We start from the raw sequence: 21,505 nt of genomic DNA on the forward strand, positions 1-21,505 counted from the left end.
AGATGGGGCGAAATATGATGATCAAGACTTGGACGCGCCACGGAGCGCCGCGCCTTGGCGCCTGTCTGCTTCTGGCCACCTCGGCGCTCGTCGCCTTCGCGCCGGCCGCGGCCCATGCGCAAGCGGCCGCGCGGGTGGAATTCAAGATCCCGGCCGGCGACACGGCCCAGGCGCTGAACGCCTTCTCGCGTCAAGCTGGCGTCCAGATCCTCTTCCCGTACGACGTGGCGGCCAAGCACCGCACGGCGGGCTTGCAAGGCGCCTACGGCCGCGAGGAAGCCGTGCGCCGTCTGATCGAGGGCAGCGACCTGGAGATCGCCTCCGCCACGGCCGAGGTCATCACCCTGCGCCAGCGAGGCGGCGGCCCTTTGGCCGCCGGCGGGGCCGCCGCTGAGGTCTCGACGGTGGAGGAGCTGATCGTCACCGCTCGCGCGGGTTCGGACGCCCGCACGCGCCTGTCGACCAGCTACGCCGTCACGACGATGAACGAAGAGACTCTGCGCCTGCGGTCACCGATGGGCGTGGCCGACGCGCTGAAGTCGGTGCCGGGCTTCTGGGTCGAGGCGTCGGGCGGCGAGGCCAGCGCCAACATCCGGGCGCGCGGCATTCCCCAGGAGGGCTTCTCGGCCATCGCTCTGCAAGAGGACGGCGCGCCGGTGCAGCATGACGGCGGCCTGGGATATCTGAACGCCGACCAATCGTTCCGCCTGGACGAGACGATCGAACGCATCGAGGTGGTGCGCGGCGGTCCGTCGTCGATCTTCGCCTCCTACGCGCCGGGCGGCACGGTCAACTTCATCACCCGCAAGGGCGAAACCCGCGAGGGCATCGTCAAGGTCCAGGCCAGCGACTACGGCCTCAAGCGCGTCGACGCCTATGTCGGCGGGCCGATCGGCGATTGGCGCGCCAGCCTCGGCGGCTTCTGGCGCGATGACGACGGCATCCGCGATCCGGGCTTCACCGCCAACAAGGGCTATCAGGTCCGCGCCTCGATCGGTCGCGACTTCCAGCGCGGCAGCGTCGACTTCAACATCAAGCACCTGGACGACAACGTCATCCTGTTCGCCGGCGTGCCGCTGAAGTTCAACGCCGCGGGCGAGCCCAGCGCGGCGCCGGGCTTCGATCCGCTGACCGGGACCCTGGCGGGACCCGAGACCGAGAAGCTGACCCTGCGCGGACCCAAGGGGCCGTTCAACTGGGACCTGTCGCGCGGCACCGAGGTCAAGCTGACCCAGGCGACCGCCGTCGTGAAATACGACGTTGCCGATGGCTGGCGCCTGCAGGAGACGCTGCGCTACCGGACCTCGGAGTCCAAGCGCATCGGCCTCTTCCCCAACACGCCGGTGCTGGGGTCGGCCCGCATCGCGCAGTATCGCGCCGCCCTGCTGGCGGCGACGCCCGGCGCGACCGACGTCCAGCTGCGCTACGCGACCAGTCCCAGCGAGGTTTTCAACACCACGGGCGCGGGCCAGAACGGCAACGGCCTCGTGCTGGACGGCTCGCTGCGTTACGTCTCCGTGCCGCTGGACGAACTGATCAGCGACACGCGCCTGCTGCACAAGTTCGAGATCGGCGGCCAGACCCATGACGTGGCGGCCGGGGTCTACCACGCCCATGTCGAAGAGGCCTTCAACCGCTACTCCGCCAACGCCCTGCTGGACGTGCGCGACAACGCCCGGCGCCTCGATCTCGTGACCGTCGACGCGACGGGCAAGGTGCTCTCCAGCCTCACCGAGAATGGCATCAGCCGCTATGGCGCCGAATTCGCCAACGGCGACGGCAAGTCCAACACCACCGCGCTCTATCTGACCGACGAGTGGCAAGTGACGTCGGCCCTGCGCATCGACGCAGGCGTGCGTTGGGAGAAGGTGGAGTTCACCGGCCGCAGCGAGCGGACGGCGACAATCAATCTGGGCCTTTCGCCGACTCCGGCCGACGACACGGTGCTGGCCGGCTCCGGCGTCTACGACCGCTTCACCCGCAAGTTTGACCATACCGGCTGGACGCTCGGCGCCGACTATCGGCTGAGCCAGCACATGGGCCTGTTCGCCCGTTACACCTCGGCGTTCCGCCTGCCGTCGCTGGGCGACTATATCACCAACGCGACCAACACCGCGCCGATCGTCCAGACGATGGATCTGACCGAGGCGGGCTACAAGCTGACGACCGGCAAGCTCGACCTCTACGCCACGGTGTTCCACACCGCCTATGACGCCCTGACCTTCGGCAGCCTGGTCTTCAATCCGACCACCGGCGCCTATGTGAACCAGACCAGCATCACCGACACAAAGACGCTGGGCCTGGAGCTGGAGGGCACGATCCGCCCGCTCGACTGGTTCGACCTCGGGTTCAGCGCCACCGTCCAGAACCCCGAGTTCGGCGATTACAAGTTCGAGGAGAGCTGCGCGGTCTCGGCCTCGGACCCGACCTGCCAGATCAAGCCGCCGGCGGGGACCGCCAGCCGCACGCGCGACTTCACCGGCAACCGCCTCGTGCGCGTACCGAAGACCGCGTTCCGCCTCGCCCCCGGCGTCAATCTGATGGATCGCCGTCTGCGGATCGAGAGCAGCATCGAGCGCTATGGCGACCGCTTCTCGGACGCGGCCAACACCTCGCGCCTGCCGGCCTACACCCTCGTCAACGCCACGGTGCGGTTCAACGTCAGCGACGCGCTGTCGATCTATGCCTACGGCACGAACCTGACCAACGAGCTGGGCCTGACCGAAGGCAATCCGCGCGCGGGCCAGATCATCAGCGGCGAGGCCGGGGCGCTCTACGGCGTCGGTCGGCCGGAGTTCGGCCGGGCCTTCAAGGCGGCGCTGCTCTACCGCTTCTGAGGCGAGCCGATTGACCTTGTTCCCCTAAACTCGGGCGGCCGCAGTCTCGGCCGCCCTTCTCTTTGGACGCCGCCATGCTCCGCTGGATTGCTCTCGTCGCCATGTTGATCGCGTGGCCCGCCTTGGCCCAGACAGGCCGGCCCGACCTAGTCCTGACCGGCGAGATCACCGGCGCGGACCACCAGACCTACAAGCTCGTGACCTTCGACGTGCCGGCCGGCGTCACCGGCCTGTCCGTCGCCTTTGACTATACGGGCCGGGAGAACCGCACCGTGGTCGATCTTGGCCTTCTGGATCCCGTCCGTTTCCGGGGCTGGAGCGGCGGGAACAAGAAGACCTTCTTCATCTCCACCGAGGCGGCGACCGCCAGTTACCTGCCCGGGCCGCTGCCGGCCGGCCAGTGGACCTTGCTGCTGGGCGTGCCCAACGCCCGAGCGGGGTCCCGAGCGACTTATGAGGCGAAGGTCTGGTTCCAGCGCGCGCCCGCGCCGCCGCCCGTCGCCCTGGCCAGGGCGACGACGCCCGGCTGGTATCGCGGCGACCTGCACATGCACACGGCCCACAGCGACGGCGGCTGCGTCACCGGAGACGCGCCGCGCGCCCCTTGTCCGGTCTATCGCACGGTGCTGGCGGCCCAGGGCGCCGGCCTCGATTTCATCGCCGTGACCGACCACAACACTACGAGCCAGGCGCAGGCCCTGGCCGAGCTCCAGCCGTCTTTCCCGAACCTGTTGCTGATGACCGGCCGCGAGGTCACGACCTTCCAGGGGCACGCCAATGTTTTCGGGCCGACGGCCTTCATCGACTTTCGCCTGGGCTCCGGCAGCGCGCCGTCGATCCGCGACCTGCAACGCGCGGTGAAGGCCGCCGGCGGCGTCTTCTCGATAAATCACCCCGCCGTTCCATCCGGCGAACAATGCATGGGCTGCGGCTGGACCGCCAAGGACACCGACTTCGACGCGGTGCAGGCGATCGAGGTCGTCAACGGCGGTAACGAGAAGGCGCTGGGCGGCTTCGAGGGCATCCTGTCGGGCGTCCCGTTCTGGGAGGCTCAGCTGAACCAGGGTCGCCGGATCACCGCGATCGGCGGCAGCGACAACCATGACGCCGGGGTTCCGCGCGGCCAGCCGTCAGCCGTCGGGCGACCCACGACCGTGATCCGCGCGGAGGGGCTCTCATCCGAAGCCTTGTTGGCGGGCCTGCGCGCCGGGCGTGTTTTTATTGATCTGGAAGGCGCGCGCGATCGGATGCTCGACCTGTCCGCCAGCGTGGACGGAGCATCGGCGGTTATGGGCGGCGTGCTGAAGGCCAAGCCCGGCAGGACAATTTCCTTCATCGCGACAATCGCTGGCGCGGATCGCGCTGGGCTGGAGCTCATTCAGGACGGCGTTCGGATCCACCCGCCAGTGTCGGCGAAGGGCCAGTTCGAAATCCGGATGGGGCGGCGCCAGACCTGGGTCCGGGCCAATGTTCGTGATGCCGGAAGGCGGCTGCTTTTGATCGGGAATCCGATCTATTTATCGCCCGCGACCTGAGATGGCGATTAACCCTTGGTGTCGCCGCTTCCGCAGCGAGCGAAAGCGATACCTTCGCCAGACAACAAAAATGTTGAGGTCGATACGCCGCGCAGCGTTACACAACGAAGCAGGCCCCTATCCGTCAGACTCTTGGCATGGGCGAAGCTTCGAGCCTCGGGTTGTAGGACTAGGCTTCCAATCTTTCTAACGTCCTGAAGGACTTCGACTTCGTCGGAGGTGAGCGGCGTAGAGCGCATGCGAACATCTCCTCTCTGCGGAGGTGAAGGAAACCTGTCGCGCTCTTTGCAGTCAATCATCACCTCACCAGCTCAGGAGCAATCTGAGTGATGCGCTTTAACCGGATGTCTTGTTGCCGGAGGCGCGCCAACGTCCGTTAGTGGCGCGAGGCGGACGTCTCGGCGCGGCGCTCAGGTGAGCAGGTGCTTGACTCGAGGGCCACGCTTGCGCCCCTTGTCCCTCCTAGAGAGCCTATGGAGTACAATAGCGTACTCGTAGTTATCGGTTTCATCCGACAAGGCGCGCCACTCCGGTACACGAGAAGGAATTGCGAGCGCCGCAGCCTTCACGCCGTTCGAAGCCGCCAGGGATCGAAACAGTTCGACCCGGCAGCCGGCGACTTCCAACTCAACCTTCGACTTGATCTCGACGCGCTGCGCGATGGCGCGCAGGATTTCACGGCGGAACGTGCCGTCCTCATTCCGCAGCGCCTTTCGTGTCGCCTCCGCGAATTGCGTCAGCAGCTGAGGCGTGATCATCGGGCCGAGGCGGTCGATAGCGCGCTCGGCGCGGTCAGCGTCCGCGCTGGCGGTGTCGCGTTGTTTTTTGAGTTCCTGCATCTGATCCTTGAGGTCGGGATCGGAGGCTTCGATGGCGCCGGTCGAAATCGCGTCCAGCAACCGCTTGAGACGGGCCTGGGCCTCCGTGGCGCGTTTGCGCAGCTCACCGACATGCTTGTGGCGTCTCTCGACCCACTCGTGTCGGCGGTCGATGATGTTCGCCATCAAGCCCTTCAGGTGCTTGGGATCGAGCAGGCGATTTTCGAGGTAGTGGACGACCGCGGCGTCGACCAGATCCATGCGCACCGCCAGGCCGCCGCAGCTGGTGGGTCCGGTGCGCGCCCGGCTGGCGCAGGTGTAGTAGCGGTAGCGCCCGTTCTGACCGGTGCGCAGCGTCATGGTCCCGCCGCAGACGCCGCAGTGGCAAATACCCGCCAGCAAGACCGGGCTGGCGGCGAAATTGCCGCCCTCGGTCCTGGAGTTACGCCGGTTCATCAACTGCTGGACCGTGTCGAAGGTCTCGCGGTCTACAATGGCCGGCACGGCCATGACCACGTGCTCGGACTCGTCCTTCTGCTCCCCGCTCTTGTAGACACGCGTGTTGAAGCGATGCTCCCCGACATAGGTCGTGCGCGTCAGGACGCCGTAGACGGATGAAATCCCCCAGCGGCCGCCGTCGCGGGTCTTGAGGCCGTTGGCGTTCAGGTGGTTGACGATGGCCTTGACGCCCATCGGCCCGCTCTGGCCATCGCCCATCAACGCCAGGCGAAACACCAGGCGGACGCACTCGGCCTGCTGCGGATCGATCTCGAGCTTGCGCTTGGTTTTCGTGCCGCGCTGCTCGGCGTCCACGACACGGTAGCCGAGCGGCGGATGGGATCCGTTCCAAAAGCCCTGGCGGGCGTTTTCCTTCATCGCCCGCAGGGTATGCTTGGCGTTCTCCCGCGACTGGTATTCGTCAAACAGCGCCATGATCTGGCGCATCATCAGACCCATGGGATCGTCGCCCAGCTCCTGGGTGATCGAGACCAGCCGCACGCCGTTGCGCGCCAGCTTTCGCGTGTAGAACTCGAACAGGAACTGATCGCGGAAGAAGCGCGAAAACGAGTGGACGAGAATGGTGTCGAAGGTCGGCGGCTTGGTCAGGCCCGCGTCGATCATCGCCTGGAACGCCGGCCGCTTGTCGTCGGTCGCGGTATTGCCAGGTTCCACGAACTCCACGTCTACCGCCCAGCCCTTGGCCTGGGCATAGGCTTCGAGCTGGCGGCGCTGGTCGGGGATCGAAAGGTCGCTGTCGGCCTGGCGTCCGGTGGACACCCGCAAATAGAGCGCCACGCGCCCCCGGCCACTAGTCGCAGTGCTGCTTTGACGCGCCATCGAACGAACTCCTGATCACGGCAAGGCCCCCAACAGTTCGTCGAGGACCTCGGCCATCATGGTTTCGACGACCCGGAGCTCCTGCTCGGTCACGGGCAGGACGCTCGGCCAATCGCCGATTTCAATGACAGAGACGTTTCGCAGACGGGGTTGGGACATCCGCGGTCCCGGCTTTTTTCGCGTTCGAGTTTTGGGGCGCGGGCGGACCATGGCCCAGCGTTCGAACAAGGCGATTTCGGTGACAATGGGAGGGAGATCAGGGGCAAAGCAAAGGGCGGCAAGAGAAATGCGTGGCGGGCGCCGCTCCAGAGACCAGCCCTGCTGGTCTCTGGCCTCGACCGTGCTTAGCCGTTGACCGCGTCCTTCAGTTGCTTGGCTGGGGTGAAGGCGACCTTCTTGCTGGCGGCGATCTCGATCGTCGCGCCCGTCGAGGGATTGCGGCCGGTGCGCGCGGGCTTGGCCTGGACCTTGAACTTGCCAAAGCCCGGGATCGAGACTTCCTCGCCCTTCACGGCGGCGTCGGTCAGCGCCTTGAAGACGCCGTCGATCATAGCCTTGGCCTGGGTCTTGGTGAGCTTGGGTTCGGCGGCCACGGCGGCGTCGACGAGGTCTGAAACGTTCATGGAAAAGGTCCTGCGGTGTTGGGCCGGCCAAACTGGCCGCGCGGCGCTGATTTGTCATCCTGGATCGAGCGCGCGCCCGCCGTAGATCGATGCGGGATCGGCGCCGTCGCGGAGCGCGATGCGATTGCGAATGCCCTGGGCCATCTTCTCGTCGAGCTTGGGCGTGTTCCAGCGGGCCGCGCCGCCCAGCTGGATCGGCTGGGCGGGGAAGCTGAGGAAGGTGAAGACGCGGTTGGTGACCTCGATCATCCAGGCCTTCATCTCGGCGTCGGAAATGCGCGATGCCTCCAGGTAGGGGATTTCCCCCGCGGGGCTGACGATCTTCACGTCGCTGAAATCGCCGGCCGGGCTGATGATCTCGCGGCCGGCATGCCAGTCCTCGAGCTTGGTGTTGCGCACGCAGGTCTCGACCAGCGCCAGCGTTGCGCGGGCCAGGGCTTGGCGTTCGATTTCAGTCCACGGGGCATCGGTCATCGGGAAATCCTCGCCAGGGCAGCCCTGTTGTCCGGCAGTCCGGCCTCGACGTCAAAGCCGCCGGGCAAGGTTAGGCGCCTCGCGTCACGCCGCGATCGCGCTCTACGGCCAAGGCCGTCGAGCCCCGAGTGGGTCTCGTCCCATACGGGTCACGATCACTGGCGCAGGGGCGGGCCGTTGGCCCGCATAAGGCCATCGCGCGGCGCGCGATGACTCTCTTGAAGATCCTTTCTCCAAAAAGGGGGGTGGGCGACGCGCCCTTCTAGGCCCGCCACGGACGGCGGCAACCGGCCTTCGGCCGGTCCTCCACTGCGTTACGGCCCTTCGGGTGTCGCCGCCCGCTGCGGCGGGCCTCTCCGGTCGCTCATCGCCGCCCACCCCCCTTTCCGGCGAAAGGACGCGGGGTTTGGGGCGGGGATGGAGGCCACCTCATGCGCTCTTCCCGGAAAGGCCGTCAGGGAACGGTCAAGCTTGCGTCAAGGACGTCCGCCTTCGGTTCGGCGGCCCGGCCGGGGGGCGCTGCCCCGGCCTGCGGTGGGGAGGGGGACGGTTCGGCCGACCCGGATGAAACCCGCCGAGAGGGCGAGCCGGAGCGTTCGCGCGCCAGCCTCTATGACGAAGTCACCGGCCGGATCATCGGCGAACTGGAGGCCGGGCGCCTGTCCTGGGTCAAGCCGTGGGGCAAGGTCGGCGGGACCGGGCCGGGCCTGCCGCGCAACGCCACCACGGGGCGCAGCTATTCGGGGGTCAACATCCTGCTGCTGTGGGGCGCGGTCATCGAGCATGGCTATGAAACCCAGGGCTGGCTGACCTTCCGCCAAGCCCAGAAGGCGGGCGGGCAGGTGCGGCGCGGCGAGCGCGGGACCACCGTCGTCTTCGCCGACAAGTTCACCCCCAAGGCCGAGCAGGAGCGGGCGGCGCGCGAGGGCGACGCGCCCGGCGCGGTGCCGTTCCTCAAGCGCTTCACCGTCTTCAACGTCGATCAATGCGAGGGCCTTGAGACCTTGGCGGCGGCGCCCGCACCCTTGCCCGAGCGGCAGATCATCCCCCATGTCGAGGCCTTGATCGCCGCGACGCGGGCGGATTTTCGGATCGGCGGCCATGAGGCCTGCTACGCCCCGGCGCTTGACTATATTCGCGTTCCTCCTCAACCGGCCTTCCGCCAGCAGATCGACTATTACCGCACCGCCCTGCATGAACCAGATTGAGCGCGCCTACGGGTCCAACCATTCGATCTTGGACAATTGTCACGTCCGCGTGGCGTTCGCGACCAACGATGAGCGCACCGCGCGCCGGATCAGCGACACGTTGGGCACCGCGACGGAGATGAGGGCGATGGCCAACTATGCGGGCCACCGGCTATCTCCCTGGCTTGGACACCTGATGGTCTCGCGCCAGGAAACCGCGCGTCCGCTGCTCACGCCCGGCGAGGTCATGCAGCTGCCGCCGCACGAAGCCATCGTCCTGGTGGCTGGCGCGCCGCCGATCCGGGCGACCAAGATCCGCTACTACGCCGATCCACGTCTCGCTGGCCGGGTCTGTGTGCTGGACACTGCGGCGGGCGTCCCGAACGCGCGCATTGCGGCCGATTGGTGTGGCGTGGTCTCGGCGATGGCCACAAGCACGGCTGGGCGCTCGACGGCGGAAGATGACGGCGGGCTTAAGCGAGAACCTGACCTGGATAGTCTCGAAGTCCCACCGCCGCAGTACCGCGATGATGACGTCCATCTGGGCGTGGATCAGGAAGGTGACGAAGCCCAGCAGGGGCGAGAACTGCAGCGCCGGTTTACGGGCGTGGCGCGCCAGGCGGCGCTGGATCGTGACGACGGCATCCCGCTGTGGAGCGACGCATGAAGATCCCCACCAAGGTGTTCCTGACCAGCGATACCATCCGCGTCCTGGACGACCGCGCCCGCCGGACGAAACGGCAGAAGTCTGAGATCGTCCGGGCGGCCGTCGAGACCTATCTGTCGCCCGACAGCGCCGAAGCCGGGGAGGCGGCATTGTTTCGCCGGCTCGATCGGATGTCTCGGCAGCTCGATCGGCTCGAGCGCGACGTCACGATCGCCAATGAGGCCATCGGGCTCTTCGTGAAGACCTGGCTGAAGGTGACGCCGGCGATGTCGGCGGTGGAAGATCGGGCGGCGAGCGCGAAGGGGCAGGAGCGATATGCGGCGTTCATCGACTTGCTATCGCGACGGATTTCAGAAGGACGTCTCTTGCGCGAGGAGGTGTTGAACGACGTCCTCGGAGAGGGGCAAACATGACTCTTAGGCGACCTTGGGAAGGTCCGTTCACTGGAAGGCACCAAGCCGTGAGCGGGGGAGACCCCAAGTCAGAAAACCCTGTCTCCAACGCAGTTTCGAAGATCTGCTGGTTGGTGCCAGGCCAAGTGTCTGTGGCACGAAGCCTGGGCCAAATCGGACTTTCCATCGGGGGCGGCGCGAGCCTTCGCCGCTTTGTCTACCCGATCGCCAGTCGTACCGCGCGGCTGAGATCGGCGATGGCGATCGGTTTGCGCAGGACGGCCGCGGCCTCGATCTGGTCCAAGGCCAGAGAGTCGGCGTAGCCGCTGAGGAAGACGATCGGCAGGTGGGGATGAGTGGTCTGGGCTCGGCGCGCGACCTCGGCGCCGGTCATGCCCGGCATCGCATAGTCGAGCACCAGGGCGTCCGGCGTCTCGATTTCTAATTCGACCAGTCCCGAGGGGCCGTCGGACGCGCACCGCACGCGGAAGCCTTCGTTGGTCAGGGCGTCGCAAAGGCTGTCGCGGACCAGGCGATCATCGTCGACGACGAGCACGCGAAGGCCGTCCCGCTGCGTCGCCACCGGGGCTGGCGGTGGTTCGACGATCAGCGCCGGAGGCTCGGTGCGCGGCAAGACAACGCGCACGCGCGTCCCCGCGCCGGGCGCGCTATCGATTTCGCAATCGCCGCCGCACTGGCGCGCGAAGCCATGGACCTGCGCCAGGCCGAGGCCAGTTCCGGACCCGGTCCGGGTGGTGAAGAAGGGCTCGGTGGCGCGCGCCAGGACCTCGGGGGCCATCCCGACGCCCGCGTCGGCGACCTCAAGGACGATCCGATCAGCTTCGAGGCGCGTGCTCAGGCGCACGACGCCGCCATCGGGCAAGGCCTCGCGCGCGTTGACGATCAGGTTTAGCGCCGCCAGTTCCAATTGCGTGGCGTCGGTGCTGGCCCAGACGCCCTCGGCCTCGAGATCCATTTCGAGATCAACCCCCGGGCCGAGCGCCTGGCGCAGCAGCGGATCGCCGCGCCGCAAGATCGCGTCGACCTCCAACGGCTCCAACCGGAGCCGTTGGGTGCGGGAGAACGCCAGGAGCTGGCCGGTGACCTTGGCGCCGCGATTGGCCGCCTCCAGGGCGTTGTCGACAAACCGCCGATAAGGCGCATCCGATGGAAGTTTGCGCTGCAGGAGCTCCAGGTTGCCGATCACAGCGGCGAGCAGATTGTTGAAGTCGTGGGCGACCCCGCCGGTGAGACGGCCGATGGCCTCGATCTTCTGGGCCTGCATCAGGGCCTGTTCGGCCTTGAGACGTTCGGCGGCCTGGCGATCGACTTCCTCGAGCGCCCGCTCCAATTCGGCCGTGCGGGCCTTGACGTTCTGTTCGAGCTGATCGTTCTCGCGCCTCAAGCGGCTTAGGGTGAGGGCGCTTATCAGGACGGGCAGCAGGTTGCCGAGCTTGAGCGGCTTGAGGACGTAGTCGACGGCGCCGCTGCGCATCGACTCCACCGCCGAGGCGATCGTGCCTTCGCCGGTCATGATGATCCCGGCCAGATGGGGATCACGCTCGTGAGCTTGGCGCAGCAGATCGACGCCGGTGATCGACGGCATCTTCAGATCGGTCAGCAGGACGTCGAACAAGCCCGGCGCGATCGTCTCCAACGCCGCGACCGGATCGGTGAAGCCGACGACGTCGAAGCCTTGGTTCTCGAGCGTGACGCGCAGGGCCTGGAGGTTGGCCACTTCGTCATCGACGATCAGGATGCGCGGCCGCTGCTCGCCATCGCCTGCCGGATTTTGGGTTTCGGCCATGGATCTGCTCATGTGGTGAAGCGGGCGAGCGCGGCGCGAAGCTCGCGCAGCTTGGGCGGCTTGCTCAACACCAGGTCAATATGGGGCGGGATGTCCTCGTCGGCCAGCAATCCCTGACCCCAGCCGGTGAGCAGGATCACCGGCGTCGTGGCCGACAGCCCCTTGATCGCGGCCGCCACGCGCCGGCCATCGACATAGGGCATGCCAAGATCGGTGATGACCGCGTCGAAACGGTCGCCGATCTGGCTGGCCTCGAAGGCCTTGATCCCCGCGCCGCCGTCATTGGCCGCCGTGACCAGGTGCCCGTCGGTCTCCAGGGCGTCGCCGAGCGCCTTGAGGAGCACCGGATCGTCGTCCACCAGCAGCAGGCGCAGCCGTCGGCGCGGGACGGCCAGCGTCGTCTCCGGCGCGGCGGCCTTGTCCGTCGCCTCGGCGAAGGTCAGCGAAACGACCGTGCCCGCGCCCGGCGAGGAGCGGATGTCCAGCTCGCCGCCGTGGCGCTGGACGACCCCGTAGACCATGGCCAAGCCAAGACCCGTACCGCGCTCGCCCTTGGTCGTGAAGAACGGCTCAAGGCAGCGCCGCCTTGCCTCGGCGTCCATGCCGATCCCGCTGTCCGCCACCTCGACCCGCACACCGGCGTCGGCGTCGCCCCCGGTCTTGGCGGCGCTCACCGATAGGACCCCGCCCCCGGGCATGGCGTCGATGGCGTTGAACACCAGGTTGACCAGCGCTTCGCGGATTTCGCTGGCGACGCCCAGCACCGGCGGCAGATCGTGCGCCAAGGCGGTTTCGACCTTGATGACCACGCCGCGCTGGATGGCCATGTCGTTCCAACGCGCCCGGGTGAGCTCGAGGACTTGGTCGACAAGCTCGTTCAGTTGCACTGGCTCGGTCTCGAGCTGAGTTTCGCGAAGCCGGTAGAACTCGCGCATCTTGCCGATCGTCTGGCCCACGTCCTCGACCGCGCGGCGGATGATCTCGAGTTGGCCGCGTCCCGCGGGGCTGAGACCGGTCTCGGTCTCGATCATCGCTTCCGTATAGAGCGAGACCGGCGACAGCGCGTTGTTGATGTCGTGGGCGATGCCGCTGGCCATCTGGCCCAGCGCCTTCAACCGCTCCTGTTGCAGGATCGCCTGCTGGGATTGGCGCAGGTCATCGTAGGCCGCTTGAAGCGCGCCATGCAGTTGGGTCTGGTGAGCGGCCAGCGCGACGTGTTCGCTGAGCTGGCGCAGGAATTCGCATTCGGCGCTGACGAAGGCGTTTGGCGCGAAGCGAGCCACGACCAGCACGCCGAACACCTTGCTCTCGATCTGCAGGGGGGCGCAGACCATCGATCCGAGGCCGCCGCTCGCCAGCCGCCGGGGAAAGGGAAAAGGGACATTGGCGATGTCCGGCTCATAGACCAGGCGACCTCGGACGCACTGAGACAGGCCGTTCTGGTCGATGTCGACGCGCGTCCGTTCCGGCATGGCCAGATCGAGGGCCAGGGCGCAACTGTTAGCGCCGACGGCGGCGACCGTCAGCGTGCGTTCCACATCGTCGTAGAGGCAAAGGCAGGCGAAGTCGGCCGGCAGCTGGTCCTCGATGCTGCGGACCACGACCTGGAAAATGCTCTGGTTGTCCTGGCGCTGGCCGATGGCGCGGGTGATCTCGTCCAGGAGGCGCAGGCGTTCGAGCTGGGTGCGAAGCTTGGTCTCCGCGGTCTTGCGCTCGGTGATGTCCGTCGAGATCCCGAACACCGCATAGGCTTGGCCCGCTTCGTCCCGCAGTGGGGACTTCACCGAGATATAGGCGTGGGGGCCGTCGGCGTGCGGCGCGACCTCCTCTTCGGTGAGCGGCTGGTCGGCCGCGGCGACGCGCACGTCCATGGCGCGGAAGGCGTTGGCGATCTCCACCGGGAAGATGTCGTGGTCGGTGCGCCCGATCATCGCATCGCGGTCGACATGGAAGATGTCGGCATAGCGGCGGTTGACCATCAGGTAGCGGCCCTTGAGATCCTTGACATAGATGACGGCAGGGGAGTTTTCGACGACGGCCGCAAGCAAGCGTTGCCCCTGCCGGCGCGCCTGGGTTTCCGCTTCCAACTGCGCCGTCCGCTCAGCGACGCGCCGGTCCAGTTGGGCGTTGAGTTGCGACAGGGCGGCCTCGGCGCGGACACGGTCGCCCATGTCTCGCGACGCGTTTTGGAAGAGGAAGAACAGAAGCGCGAGGTCGCCGGCGAGCTTGCCCAGGTGAGCCACCATGGCGGGCGCATCGGCCGGGGAGCGCGAATAGAGCATGACGGCGTTGGCCAGGACCAAGACCGCGGCGGTGACGGGCAGCGCCGCGACGATCCGGTTGCGGTCGGACAAGCGCCAAGCCATCACGCCTGCCGCGAGCCAGAGCAAGGGGGCCAGAACCAGCGCCGGACGAGTGACGCCCAAGAGACCTGGCGGCAGGTAGGTCGGCAGCCGTTGATAGGCGAAGAAGAGCGCGATCGCCGTCGTCAGAACCGCCAAGGCGAAGAGCGACAGGGAGCGGCGGCCGGTCGCCGGCCAAGCCAGGGCGCCGATCACCCCCAAGGGCAACAAATGCGACGGCGGAGGCCAGGTCGAGGGACGCAGCGCCTGGCTGGCGGCCTTGATCGGCGCCAGCGGGCCCGACCATTCCACCGTCACTAGGACGTGGACGACCTCCACGGCGCAGGTCGCCAGGAAGACAAGGGCCAGACGCTTGGCGATGTCACCATCGGCTTGTTCGCCGGCGCCCCACAGGTTCAGCGCCAGGATGCCCGAGAGCAGCGCCATGCTTGTGTCGAGGATGGTGTGGAGATTGGGATAGGCGCCGTGTCCGACCGCCAACAGGAGGCCGCCAATCAGGAAAAAAGAAGTCAGCGCGACGACGGACGCGCCGGGAACTTGGCCATGCGCACGGGCGTCCCGCTCCTGGGATCTTGCCGGGGTGGGTTCGGCCAAGGCGGTTATCCTGTGCTGTACTTCAGCGACACGGTTATTGGTATTCCAATACTCGCCTTTTGCAACCCAGGCGCGTCGGCGTTAAGTCTCACGCCAAGCGGGCTGTCCAATCGTGGCAACGCATCCAGCATCAGGCGTCCTCACGAGAATCTCCTACTGGTCGAACCCAGCAGATTGTGTCGCTCACGCCCGACCGGACGAGCAACGGACGCACCAGCCGCCACGCTCGACTCTGCTGGGCGATCTCCGATGCTGGGCTGGCGGCGTCAGCGCCGGATCATGGTCGGGGCGCCGACCGGCGCCTGTTCGCGCTTGGGCAGAATGATCTTCAGGACCCGTCGCACGTCGAACGATTGACCTGCTCGGGCGCCGCCCTTTCAGGTACGGCTAGCTTGAGAAGCCCAACGACCGATGGACGGACACATACGCACCCTAAGCCGCCAAGCTGGCGGCTGGAACCAAGCCGATCAAATCGTCAATGGCGCGGGTTAGGGTGTCGCGATCCACGATCGCCTCCTGACCAACCGATTGGGTTAAGGCTGCGGCGGCGCGTGCCAGGCGGCTGTCGCCCATCACTCCGGCGATCCGGGCCAGGTCCTTGGCTTGTACGTCAAGGGCGCGTCGCGCCTGGGCCGGATCGGTGTCCAGGTGTTGGGCGGCCGAGCGAACGATGCGCAGGGCTTGCGACAATTGGGCGGCGGTCTCGCCGCCCTTTGAATCGGATCGCCGTTTGCCGGGCCCCTTGTATTCAGCGGAGTTGAACCGTCGGCGATCGGGGCCGACATAGCCTACGGCCTCGATCCAAGCGCGAGGCTTGAGTGTGACCGCCGCCAGCCGTCGCTCCAGATCGCCCAGCGTGAAGGGCTTGCGCAGGAACTCGTGAACCCCTGCATCGCGCGCTCCGAAAATCGCCGAGGCCGTGGTCTCGGCCGTGCACATCACGACCGCCGCCTCGCGGCATTCCAGGCGCCCGCGCCGAAGTTGCTGGGTGAAGGCCAGGCCGTCCAGACCGGCGCTGGCGTGTTCGACGAAGACGATGTCCGGGCGCAGGGACCTGGCCAGCGCCAGCCCGTCGTCGAGCGTGGTCGCGCCCTGGATCTGGACCTCACCCAGCGCCCGCATCTGGTCGGCGAGCAACCGCATCGCGTTGGGATTGGGATCGAGGATCAGCACCCGCCGCAGCGCCGCCGCCACGATCTTGCGCGTCCTGGGATCGGCTTCAAACATCGGTGCGCTCCCTTCCTTCCGCCGGGTTGCTCAGGGTTTGGCGAAGCCGCGGATGAACCCGGCCACCTCGGCCGCCGGCATCGGCTTGGCGAAGTGGTAGCCTTGGACCTGGTCGCAGCCATAGCCGGTCAGGGTGGCCAACTGGTCGGGGCGCTCGACGCCCTCGGCCACCACCTTCATGCCCATGCTGGCCCCTAGGGTGCAGACGGCCCGGACGATGGCGTCATCTTCGGCGTTCTGAACGAACGACTTGTCGATTTTCAGCCGGTCGATCGGAAACTGGCGCAGATTGGCCAGGCTGGCGTAGCCGGTGCCGAAATCGTCCAGGGCGATCAGGACGCCAGCGTCGTGCAGGCGGCGCACGGTTTCGCTGACCACCTCCGCGCCCCAGCCCATATAGACGTTCTCGGTGACCTCGATGGTCAGGCGTTCGGGCGAGACGTTCCAGCGCTTGAGCTTCTCTTCGATATCCAGAGCCAGGCGGCCGGTGCGAAACTGGCTGGAGGAGATGTTGATCGCCACTCGGCCAAATTCGACGCCGTCATCCAGCCAGGCGCGCATCTGGGCCAGAGCCCGTTCGAAGGCGACCTCGCCCAACTGCAGAGAAAGGTCGTTGTCGTCGAAGGCGGCCATGAAGGCGGCCGGCGGCAGGACGCCCTGTTCGGGATGGTTCCAGCGCATCAGAGCCTCTAAGCCGGCCACGCTGTTGGAAGCCAGATCCACGAGGGGTTGGTAGAACAGGTCAAATTCGCCCTGGGTGATCGCCAAGCGCACGTCGCGCAGCAATTCGACGCGGCGTTCGACCTCGCTGCGCATGGCCGGCGCGAAGACGACCGCGCGATTACGGCCATTGGCCTTGGCTTGATAGAGGGCGACGTCGGCGTTCTTCAACAGATGAGACGGATCAGCGTCGAGGTCAGCATGGACCGCCGCGCCGATGCTAGCGCAGATCGTGAAGCTCTGACCGGCGTGCTGGATCGGGGTGCGCAGGAAGCCCTGCAGCACCTCGATGGGGCGCGCCAGGTCGTGCTCGCTCTTCAGATCGCGCAGCACGACGGCGAACTCGTCGCCGCCCAGGCGCGCAACGGTGTCGCCACGGCGGAAAGCCCGCTTGAGCTGGGCCGCCATGGCCTTGAGCAGGGCGTCACCGGCGTCATGGCCCAGGGTGTCGTTGACATCCTTGAAGTGATCGACGTCGATCATGATCAGGCCAAACATCTCGCCAGCCCGGTCGGCGGCGGTCACAGCCTCGTCATAGGCCCGCTGGAAGGCGGCGCGATTAGGCAAGCTGGTGAGGGGGTCGCGAAACGCCAGAAATTGGATCTGAGCAGCGGCGCGAAGCGCCTCTGAGACATCCTCGTGGGTGGCGACGTAGCCGCCCGTGATAACCGGATTGTGGGTGATGCGGATGGTGCGGCCATCGGTCAATTCGACGTCGCGGCCGGCGGCCTCGCCGGTCAGCGAGGCTTCGGCCTGAGCGTCGAAATAGGCCGCGGCATGGCGCGGTCCGCTTCCCGTGGCGACGCGGTGCTCCAGGATGGCGTCCAGCGGCGTCCCTGCCCGAGTCAGGGCATCGGGCAGGGCGTAGAGCCGGGCATAGGCCGCGTTGCACAGGATCAGCCGGGTGTCCTGGTCGAACATGCAAAGGCCATGCGGCATGTTGCTCAGCGCCGCGTCGAACCGGGCGACCTGTTCGGCCAGGCGGGCTTGGACGACCTCGGCCCAGCGCGCGGCGAGCACCGCCTCGGTCACCTCTCGCCCCGACGCGACAACGCGGCGGATGGGCGCGCCGTCACGTGGCCAAGGGCTGATGCTGAATTCAAACCAGCGTGTCGCGCCGTCGGGAGATACGGGCGTTTCAACACGGCAGGTCTGCAGGTCGCCTGTCGCCACGGCGCATCCCGCCGCGTTCTTGAAGTCGTCGCCGACGAAAAACGATTGTAGGGCCTTTGGATCGAGATCCTCTGGGGTCACGCGCTCGGACGTCCAGCCAACGCTGAACAAAACAGGCCGAAGATCAAGATCCATCAATACGACCGGGACAGGCGCGTCGGCCAGCGTGCCGCGCAACGCCGCCTCGGCGTCGTTTGGAGCCGCGGAGCGCTCGGCGGCGACATTGAGGGTGACAACATTTGCGGTGTTCATGGGCTTGGCCTCACCTGTGCGGTGTTCCCAGCCTGCGAGATTCATCGCTAACAAGCCGTGGCGATCTAACGGCATTCATCTGTGACGCGAGGTCGCAGACTGGCTGTTTTCTGTATTTGCTTGGGTTGGACGAGTAAAAACGAGAAAAGTGGCGCAGCGTTGCGACAATTCGCCCCCGGAGGGATTAGCGAATTGGCGGCTTGGCCGCCTCTAAGATCGCCGGGCATGAAATCGAGGAGGCCGGTTCTTGAGAAATCTCTTCCTGACCGCCGAAGGCGTCGCCGATCTTATCGCCTCCGGCGCGGTTCTGTTCGTGTCCGGTTCCGAAATGCTGCTCCGCGGCTTGCCCAAAGGACGCTGGATCGGCGGCACGACCGCCTATTTCATCACCGAGGCGGGCGGCGTCGCGCGCGAGGATCGATTGTTCTGCACGGTGTTCGACGAGGCCGTGCGGGCGCGCACCGCCATCTTGCCCGCCGCCAGGCTCACGGGCCTGACAGCCGGACGGTTCGAGCATGGCCTGACTTGCATCATCGCTCCGGCCTTCAGCGAGGCCCACCAGCGCTACGCGCTGGAAGGGCCGGCCTTGCCAGCGCTCTACGATCAACCGGTCTTTGGTTGGGTCGCCGGCGTGCATCTAGAGCAAACAGGCTCGCGCCTTGCCAAGATCTTCGACGGCGCGACGGGGCAGGCCGCCTGCGACGGGTTGGCGACTCTGTGGATTGAACTGCCATCGGCGCTCGAGGCCGATCTGGACATCGTCAACCTGTTCATCGAAGGCGACGGCGACGTCTTTAGCTTCCTGGAAGCCGGCTTCACGGTCGGCGACTGCCTGATCAACGGCCGGCCGGCCAACTTCGCGCGCCATCTGGTCGATGGTCGGTTCGATACGCGCTCTCCCCTGGTGGCCGACTATGCCGGCGCGGTGATCAACGTCTCGTTCCAAGACGTCGACGTCGACGCTGGCCAAGTGCGGCTCTACGCGCCGGTGGTCCCGGGCGTGGCCTACCGACTCGCGCGCCCCGTCGATGAACACACCCTGCCTTACGCCTATGCGGGCTCGCCTGATGAGGCGGCGGCCATGCTCTCCTGCAACTGCATCTTGAACTACCTCTATGCCGGTCTCGAAGGTCGCGCGGCCGGCGGGTTCGTAGGGCCGGTGACGTTTGGAGAGTTCGCCTACATCCTTCTGAACCAGACGCTCGTGCGTCTAGCGGTGTTCGATCCGGCCAAGGACAGCGCCGTGGCCAGTCGGTTTGGAGCAAGCTTGGCAAGTTCTTCCCAGGCGGGGACGCCCCGGGAAGCTAGAGCGAAACCATGACCGCGATCGCCTGCCTGAAGATCTTCGTCGGCGAGGAGCTGCGGTTCGCCGATTCCGAGACCATAGCCGGGCTGGTGGCCAAGGTGGCCGGGGCCTATCTGGAGACCACCTGGCTGTGGCCGCGCCGCTACGGCCTGGTGGCGCCGTTCTCGTTCGTCCTGGCCGACCCGCGGGCCACGAGCCTGGACGCCCGCGAATTGCAAAAGCTCGCCGCAGACCTGCAATTCAAGCTATTTGGCGACAAGGGCGCGGGCGACATCACCTTGCTGATGTTCGAAGGCGATCAGAGCGATGTCATGCGGTTCGCCGGAACCCACGCCGAGGCTCTCAGGGCCTTGATCTCGGGCGAAGACGACGGCGGTTTCGCGGGTCGGGTTTGCAAGATCACGCCTCGGGGCGTGACCAGTCTCCTTCCGCCCGGTGGTCCGGTGGAGGGCGCGCCGCCTGCCGAGGAACTGGCGGCGATTGAACCGGAACCACCCAGGGGCGGCGTCGCTGGGCTGCTCGACATCCCGACGCCGACGACGGGATGGTGGGGCGTCTACTACCTTCTCAAGGAACGGTTCGTCGGCAGCGGCGTCGATTGGCGCGCGGCGTGGCGGGGCGATCACTTCGAGGCGGTCGCGGACGTCGACATCACGACCCGGGATTTGGCCTGTCTGGCGGCGGCGCGCGAGGCCCTGCCGGACGGTCCCGGGGGCTATATGTTCTTGCCCTTCAGCTTCTCGTCGATGGTCAAGCCATCCATACGCGAAGTCTATCGCCCACAGATCGAAATGTTGCCGCGCGCCGCCCGGCCCAGGCTGGCGGCCAACGTCTATGACGTCCCGCGCGAGCCTTCCTTTGGGGCGACCAGCCAGATCCGCGCGTTTTTGCGGCCCTACTTTTCCTTGATCGATCTGCATGTGAAGGACCCGGGATTCCGGATCGAGAGCCTGCCGGCTGGCGCCGTCAACAGCGTCACCTTGGTGCTGGAGGGGCAGGATGAGCGTGCGCGGCTGGCGACTATTGCGCGCTTCTTGAAGGATCCGGAAGCCTATCGCGGCAAGAAAGTCTGGCAAGGCGTGACAGGGGTGGCCAGCTTGCGTGAACTGGACCTGTGTCGTCGCCTCAAGGCGCCGTTCCTCAGTGGCCCCATGATCGCACCCATCGCCGAAGCCCCTAGCGGGGAGATCGTCTGTCCGGCTCTCAACTTGCCGTACCGCGCCTGGTCTTCGATGGCCTGAACGCGATGCAAAGTGTTGAGTACTCCAGGCTTGGAGACGTCTGGAGGCAAATCGACAAAGGTCGGTGAATTTGCGGAATATCAGGAAAGAACGTCATGACCGATAGTCACTTGGAAGAACTCTTCAAATATCAAACAGGGCTGTTCATGACCTTGTATTCGCTACTCTTGGCCAAGGGCGCTGTGACCAGTTCGGAGGCCGCGGACGCCCTGACCCGCGTGGCTCAAGCCCACGGAGGGGCTGTGTCTGGCAAGCTCCTGGAACTCCTAGCCGAAACGCTTACGGCGTCGCGTGGCGCAGAGGACACTGTCGCACCGGACTTGCGGGTCATCCTCGGTGGACGGCCGCCAAGCTGATAGGGAAGCTTCGCCGGGCCATTTTCGGCCCGAGCCGCGTAAAGCCTTGCATCCCGGTAGCCGCTAGCTAGCGGGCCGCGCGTAGGCTGTGGCCAGCAATGCGAGCGAGATCGATTTGTCCACCAAGGTATGGGCGCCCCTGCACGTCCTCCCGCACCTGCTCGATATTGGCCGTGACGAACACCACGGGAAGCTGCCCGAGCCTCGATCGCTGCTATGGCCTCGACACCCGTTCCCGTCACGACGCGGTAGTCAGCGGTGATGAGGTCGATACCGAGGAAACCTGTACCGAGCTGCTCCACGCGCCTGGAACCCGTAGCCCACGACGAGCGGGCTAAACCAACCCTCAAGGAAAGGCTTGAATTTCGCGCTCAGCTTGCACCGGGGCTGAGCGGCGCCACAAAGGCGTGTGGGGAGGGGTCAGCCTCTACGAACGGACGGGGGGCGCGGCGCTGACGCATTCGGCCGAACAGAGCGCGGATCTCCGCCTCCTCGACACCGTCGCGGCGCATGATCAGGCGGACTATCGGGTCGGCCAGCATCTGGTCGAGGCTCAGTTCGCCTAGGGGCATCCATACGCTCCGCCGCCCCGCAC

15 protein-coding genes and 1 pseudogene are annotated in these 21,505 nt (G+C 66.5%); 7 read left to right on the forward strand and 9 right to left on the reverse strand.

The genetic code is table 11. The features are described 5' to 3' along the window. Positions 1-14: 14 nt before the first annotated feature. Positions 15-2,837: a TonB-dependent receptor gene (locus AC07R7_RS23920; protein WP_246842018.1), complete on the forward strand. Its 2,823-nt coding sequence runs from the start codon at positions 15-17 to the stop codon at positions 2,835-2,837. A gap of 74 nt (positions 2,838-2,911) precedes the next feature. Next, positions 2,912-4,372, forward strand: a complete 1,461-nt coding sequence (locus AC07R7_RS23925) for a CehA/McbA family metallohydrolase (protein WP_099503497.1) — start codon at positions 2,912-2,914, stop codon at positions 4,370-4,372. Between the two features lie 410 nt (positions 4,373-4,782). Here the strand turns inward: AC07R7_RS23925 and AC07R7_RS23930 are convergent, their stop codons facing one another. The 4 genes from AC07R7_RS23930 to AC07R7_RS23945 form a co-directional block, all read right to left on the reverse strand. After that, on the reverse strand, positions 4,783-6,486 hold the full coding sequence (locus tag AC07R7_RS23930) for a recombinase family protein (protein WP_494636809.1): 1,704 nt from the start codon (positions 6,484-6,486) through the stop codon (positions 4,783-4,785). Between the two features lie 57 nt (positions 6,487-6,543). Then, positions 6,544-6,687, reverse strand: a complete 144-nt coding sequence (locus AC07R7_RS23935; RefSeq protein ID WP_494636810.1) for a hypothetical protein — start codon at positions 6,685-6,687, stop codon at positions 6,544-6,546. Positions 6,688-6,872: 185 nt separating this feature from the next. After that, positions 6,873-7,151, reverse strand: a complete 279-nt coding sequence (locus AC07R7_RS23940; RefSeq protein ID WP_125157511.1) for an HU family DNA-binding protein — start codon at positions 7,149-7,151, stop codon at positions 6,873-6,875. Between the two features lie 54 nt (positions 7,152-7,205). Then, positions 7,206-7,625 carry a hypothetical protein gene (locus AC07R7_RS23945; protein ID WP_494636811.1) on the reverse strand — a complete coding sequence of 140 codons (420 nt, stop codon included), beginning with the start codon at positions 7,623-7,625 and terminating at the stop codon, positions 7,206-7,208. A gap of 431 nt (positions 7,626-8,056) precedes the next feature. Here AC07R7_RS23945 and AC07R7_RS23950 point away from each other — a divergent pair, with 431 nt between their 5' ends. The 3 genes and pseudogenes from AC07R7_RS23950 to AC07R7_RS23960 all read left to right on the forward strand — a co-directional run bounded on the left by AC07R7_RS23950 (position 8,057) and on the right by AC07R7_RS23960 (position 9,892). Beyond that, positions 8,057-8,833, forward strand: a complete 777-nt coding sequence (locus tag AC07R7_RS23950; RefSeq protein WP_494636812.1) for an ArdC family protein — start codon at positions 8,057-8,059, stop codon at positions 8,831-8,833. Then, positions 8,820-9,479: pseudogene (locus AC07R7_RS23955) on the forward strand (type IV secretory system conjugative DNA transfer family protein); the annotation flags it as partial. The gene AC07R7_RS23950 and the pseudogene AC07R7_RS23955, both read left to right, overlap by 14 nt. Beyond that, the gene (locus AC07R7_RS23960; RefSeq protein WP_125157540.1) at positions 9,476-9,892 is read left to right on the forward strand and encodes a ribbon-helix-helix protein, CopG family; all 417 of its coding nucleotides are present in this window, start codon (positions 9,476-9,478) and stop codon (positions 9,890-9,892) included. The pseudogene AC07R7_RS23955 and the gene AC07R7_RS23960, both read left to right, overlap by 4 nt. 196 nt (positions 9,893-10,088) lie before the next feature. Here AC07R7_RS23960 and AC07R7_RS23965 read toward each other — a convergent pair whose 3' ends face one another. The 4 genes from AC07R7_RS23965 to AC07R7_RS23980 all read right to left on the reverse strand — a co-directional run bounded on the left by AC07R7_RS23965 (position 10,089) and on the right by AC07R7_RS23980 (position 18,007). Further along, the gene (locus tag AC07R7_RS23965; RefSeq protein WP_494636813.1) at positions 10,089-11,678 is read right to left on the reverse strand and encodes a response regulator; all 1,590 of its coding nucleotides are present in this window, start codon (positions 11,676-11,678) and stop codon (positions 10,089-10,091) included. 8 nt (positions 11,679-11,686) lie between these two features. Beyond that, complete coding sequence (locus tag AC07R7_RS23970; protein ID WP_494636814.1) at positions 11,687-14,521, reverse strand: hybrid sensor histidine kinase/response regulator; 2,835 nt, start codon at positions 14,519-14,521, stop codon at positions 11,687-11,689. Between the two features lie 546 nt (positions 14,522-15,067). Beyond that, positions 15,068-15,862, reverse strand: a complete 795-nt coding sequence (locus AC07R7_RS23975; RefSeq protein WP_494636815.1) for a response regulator — start codon at positions 15,860-15,862, stop codon at positions 15,068-15,070. A 30-nt stretch (positions 15,863-15,892) separates the two neighbouring features. Beyond that, positions 15,893-18,007 carry a sensor domain-containing protein gene (locus tag AC07R7_RS23980; protein ID WP_494636816.1) on the reverse strand — a complete coding sequence of 705 codons (2,115 nt, stop codon included), beginning with the start codon at positions 18,005-18,007 and terminating at the stop codon, positions 15,893-15,895. Positions 18,008-18,254: 247 nt separating this feature from the next. Between AC07R7_RS23980 and AC07R7_RS23985 the strand changes: the two genes are divergently transcribed. Together AC07R7_RS23985 and AC07R7_RS23990 are read left to right on the forward strand one after the other, a co-directional pair. Beyond that, complete coding sequence (locus tag AC07R7_RS23985) at positions 18,255-19,328, forward strand: DUF6976 family protein (protein WP_494636817.1); 1,074 nt, start codon at positions 18,255-18,257, stop codon at positions 19,326-19,328. Next, entirely contained in the window at positions 19,325-20,554 is a 1,230-nt protein-coding gene (locus AC07R7_RS23990; RefSeq protein ID WP_494636818.1) for a hypothetical protein, read from the forward strand. Before AC07R7_RS23985 ends, AC07R7_RS23990 begins: the two co-directional genes overlap by 4 nt. A gap of 727 nt (positions 20,555-21,281) precedes the next feature. Here the strand turns inward: AC07R7_RS23990 and AC07R7_RS23995 are convergent. Continuing rightward, entirely contained in the window at positions 21,282-21,482 is a 201-nt protein-coding gene (locus tag AC07R7_RS23995) for a hypothetical protein (RefSeq protein ID WP_494636819.1), read from the reverse strand. Between the last annotated feature and the right edge of the window lie 23 nt (positions 21,483-21,505).

This window comes from Caulobacter sp. GW821-FHT05F04 (assembly GCF_059419665.1).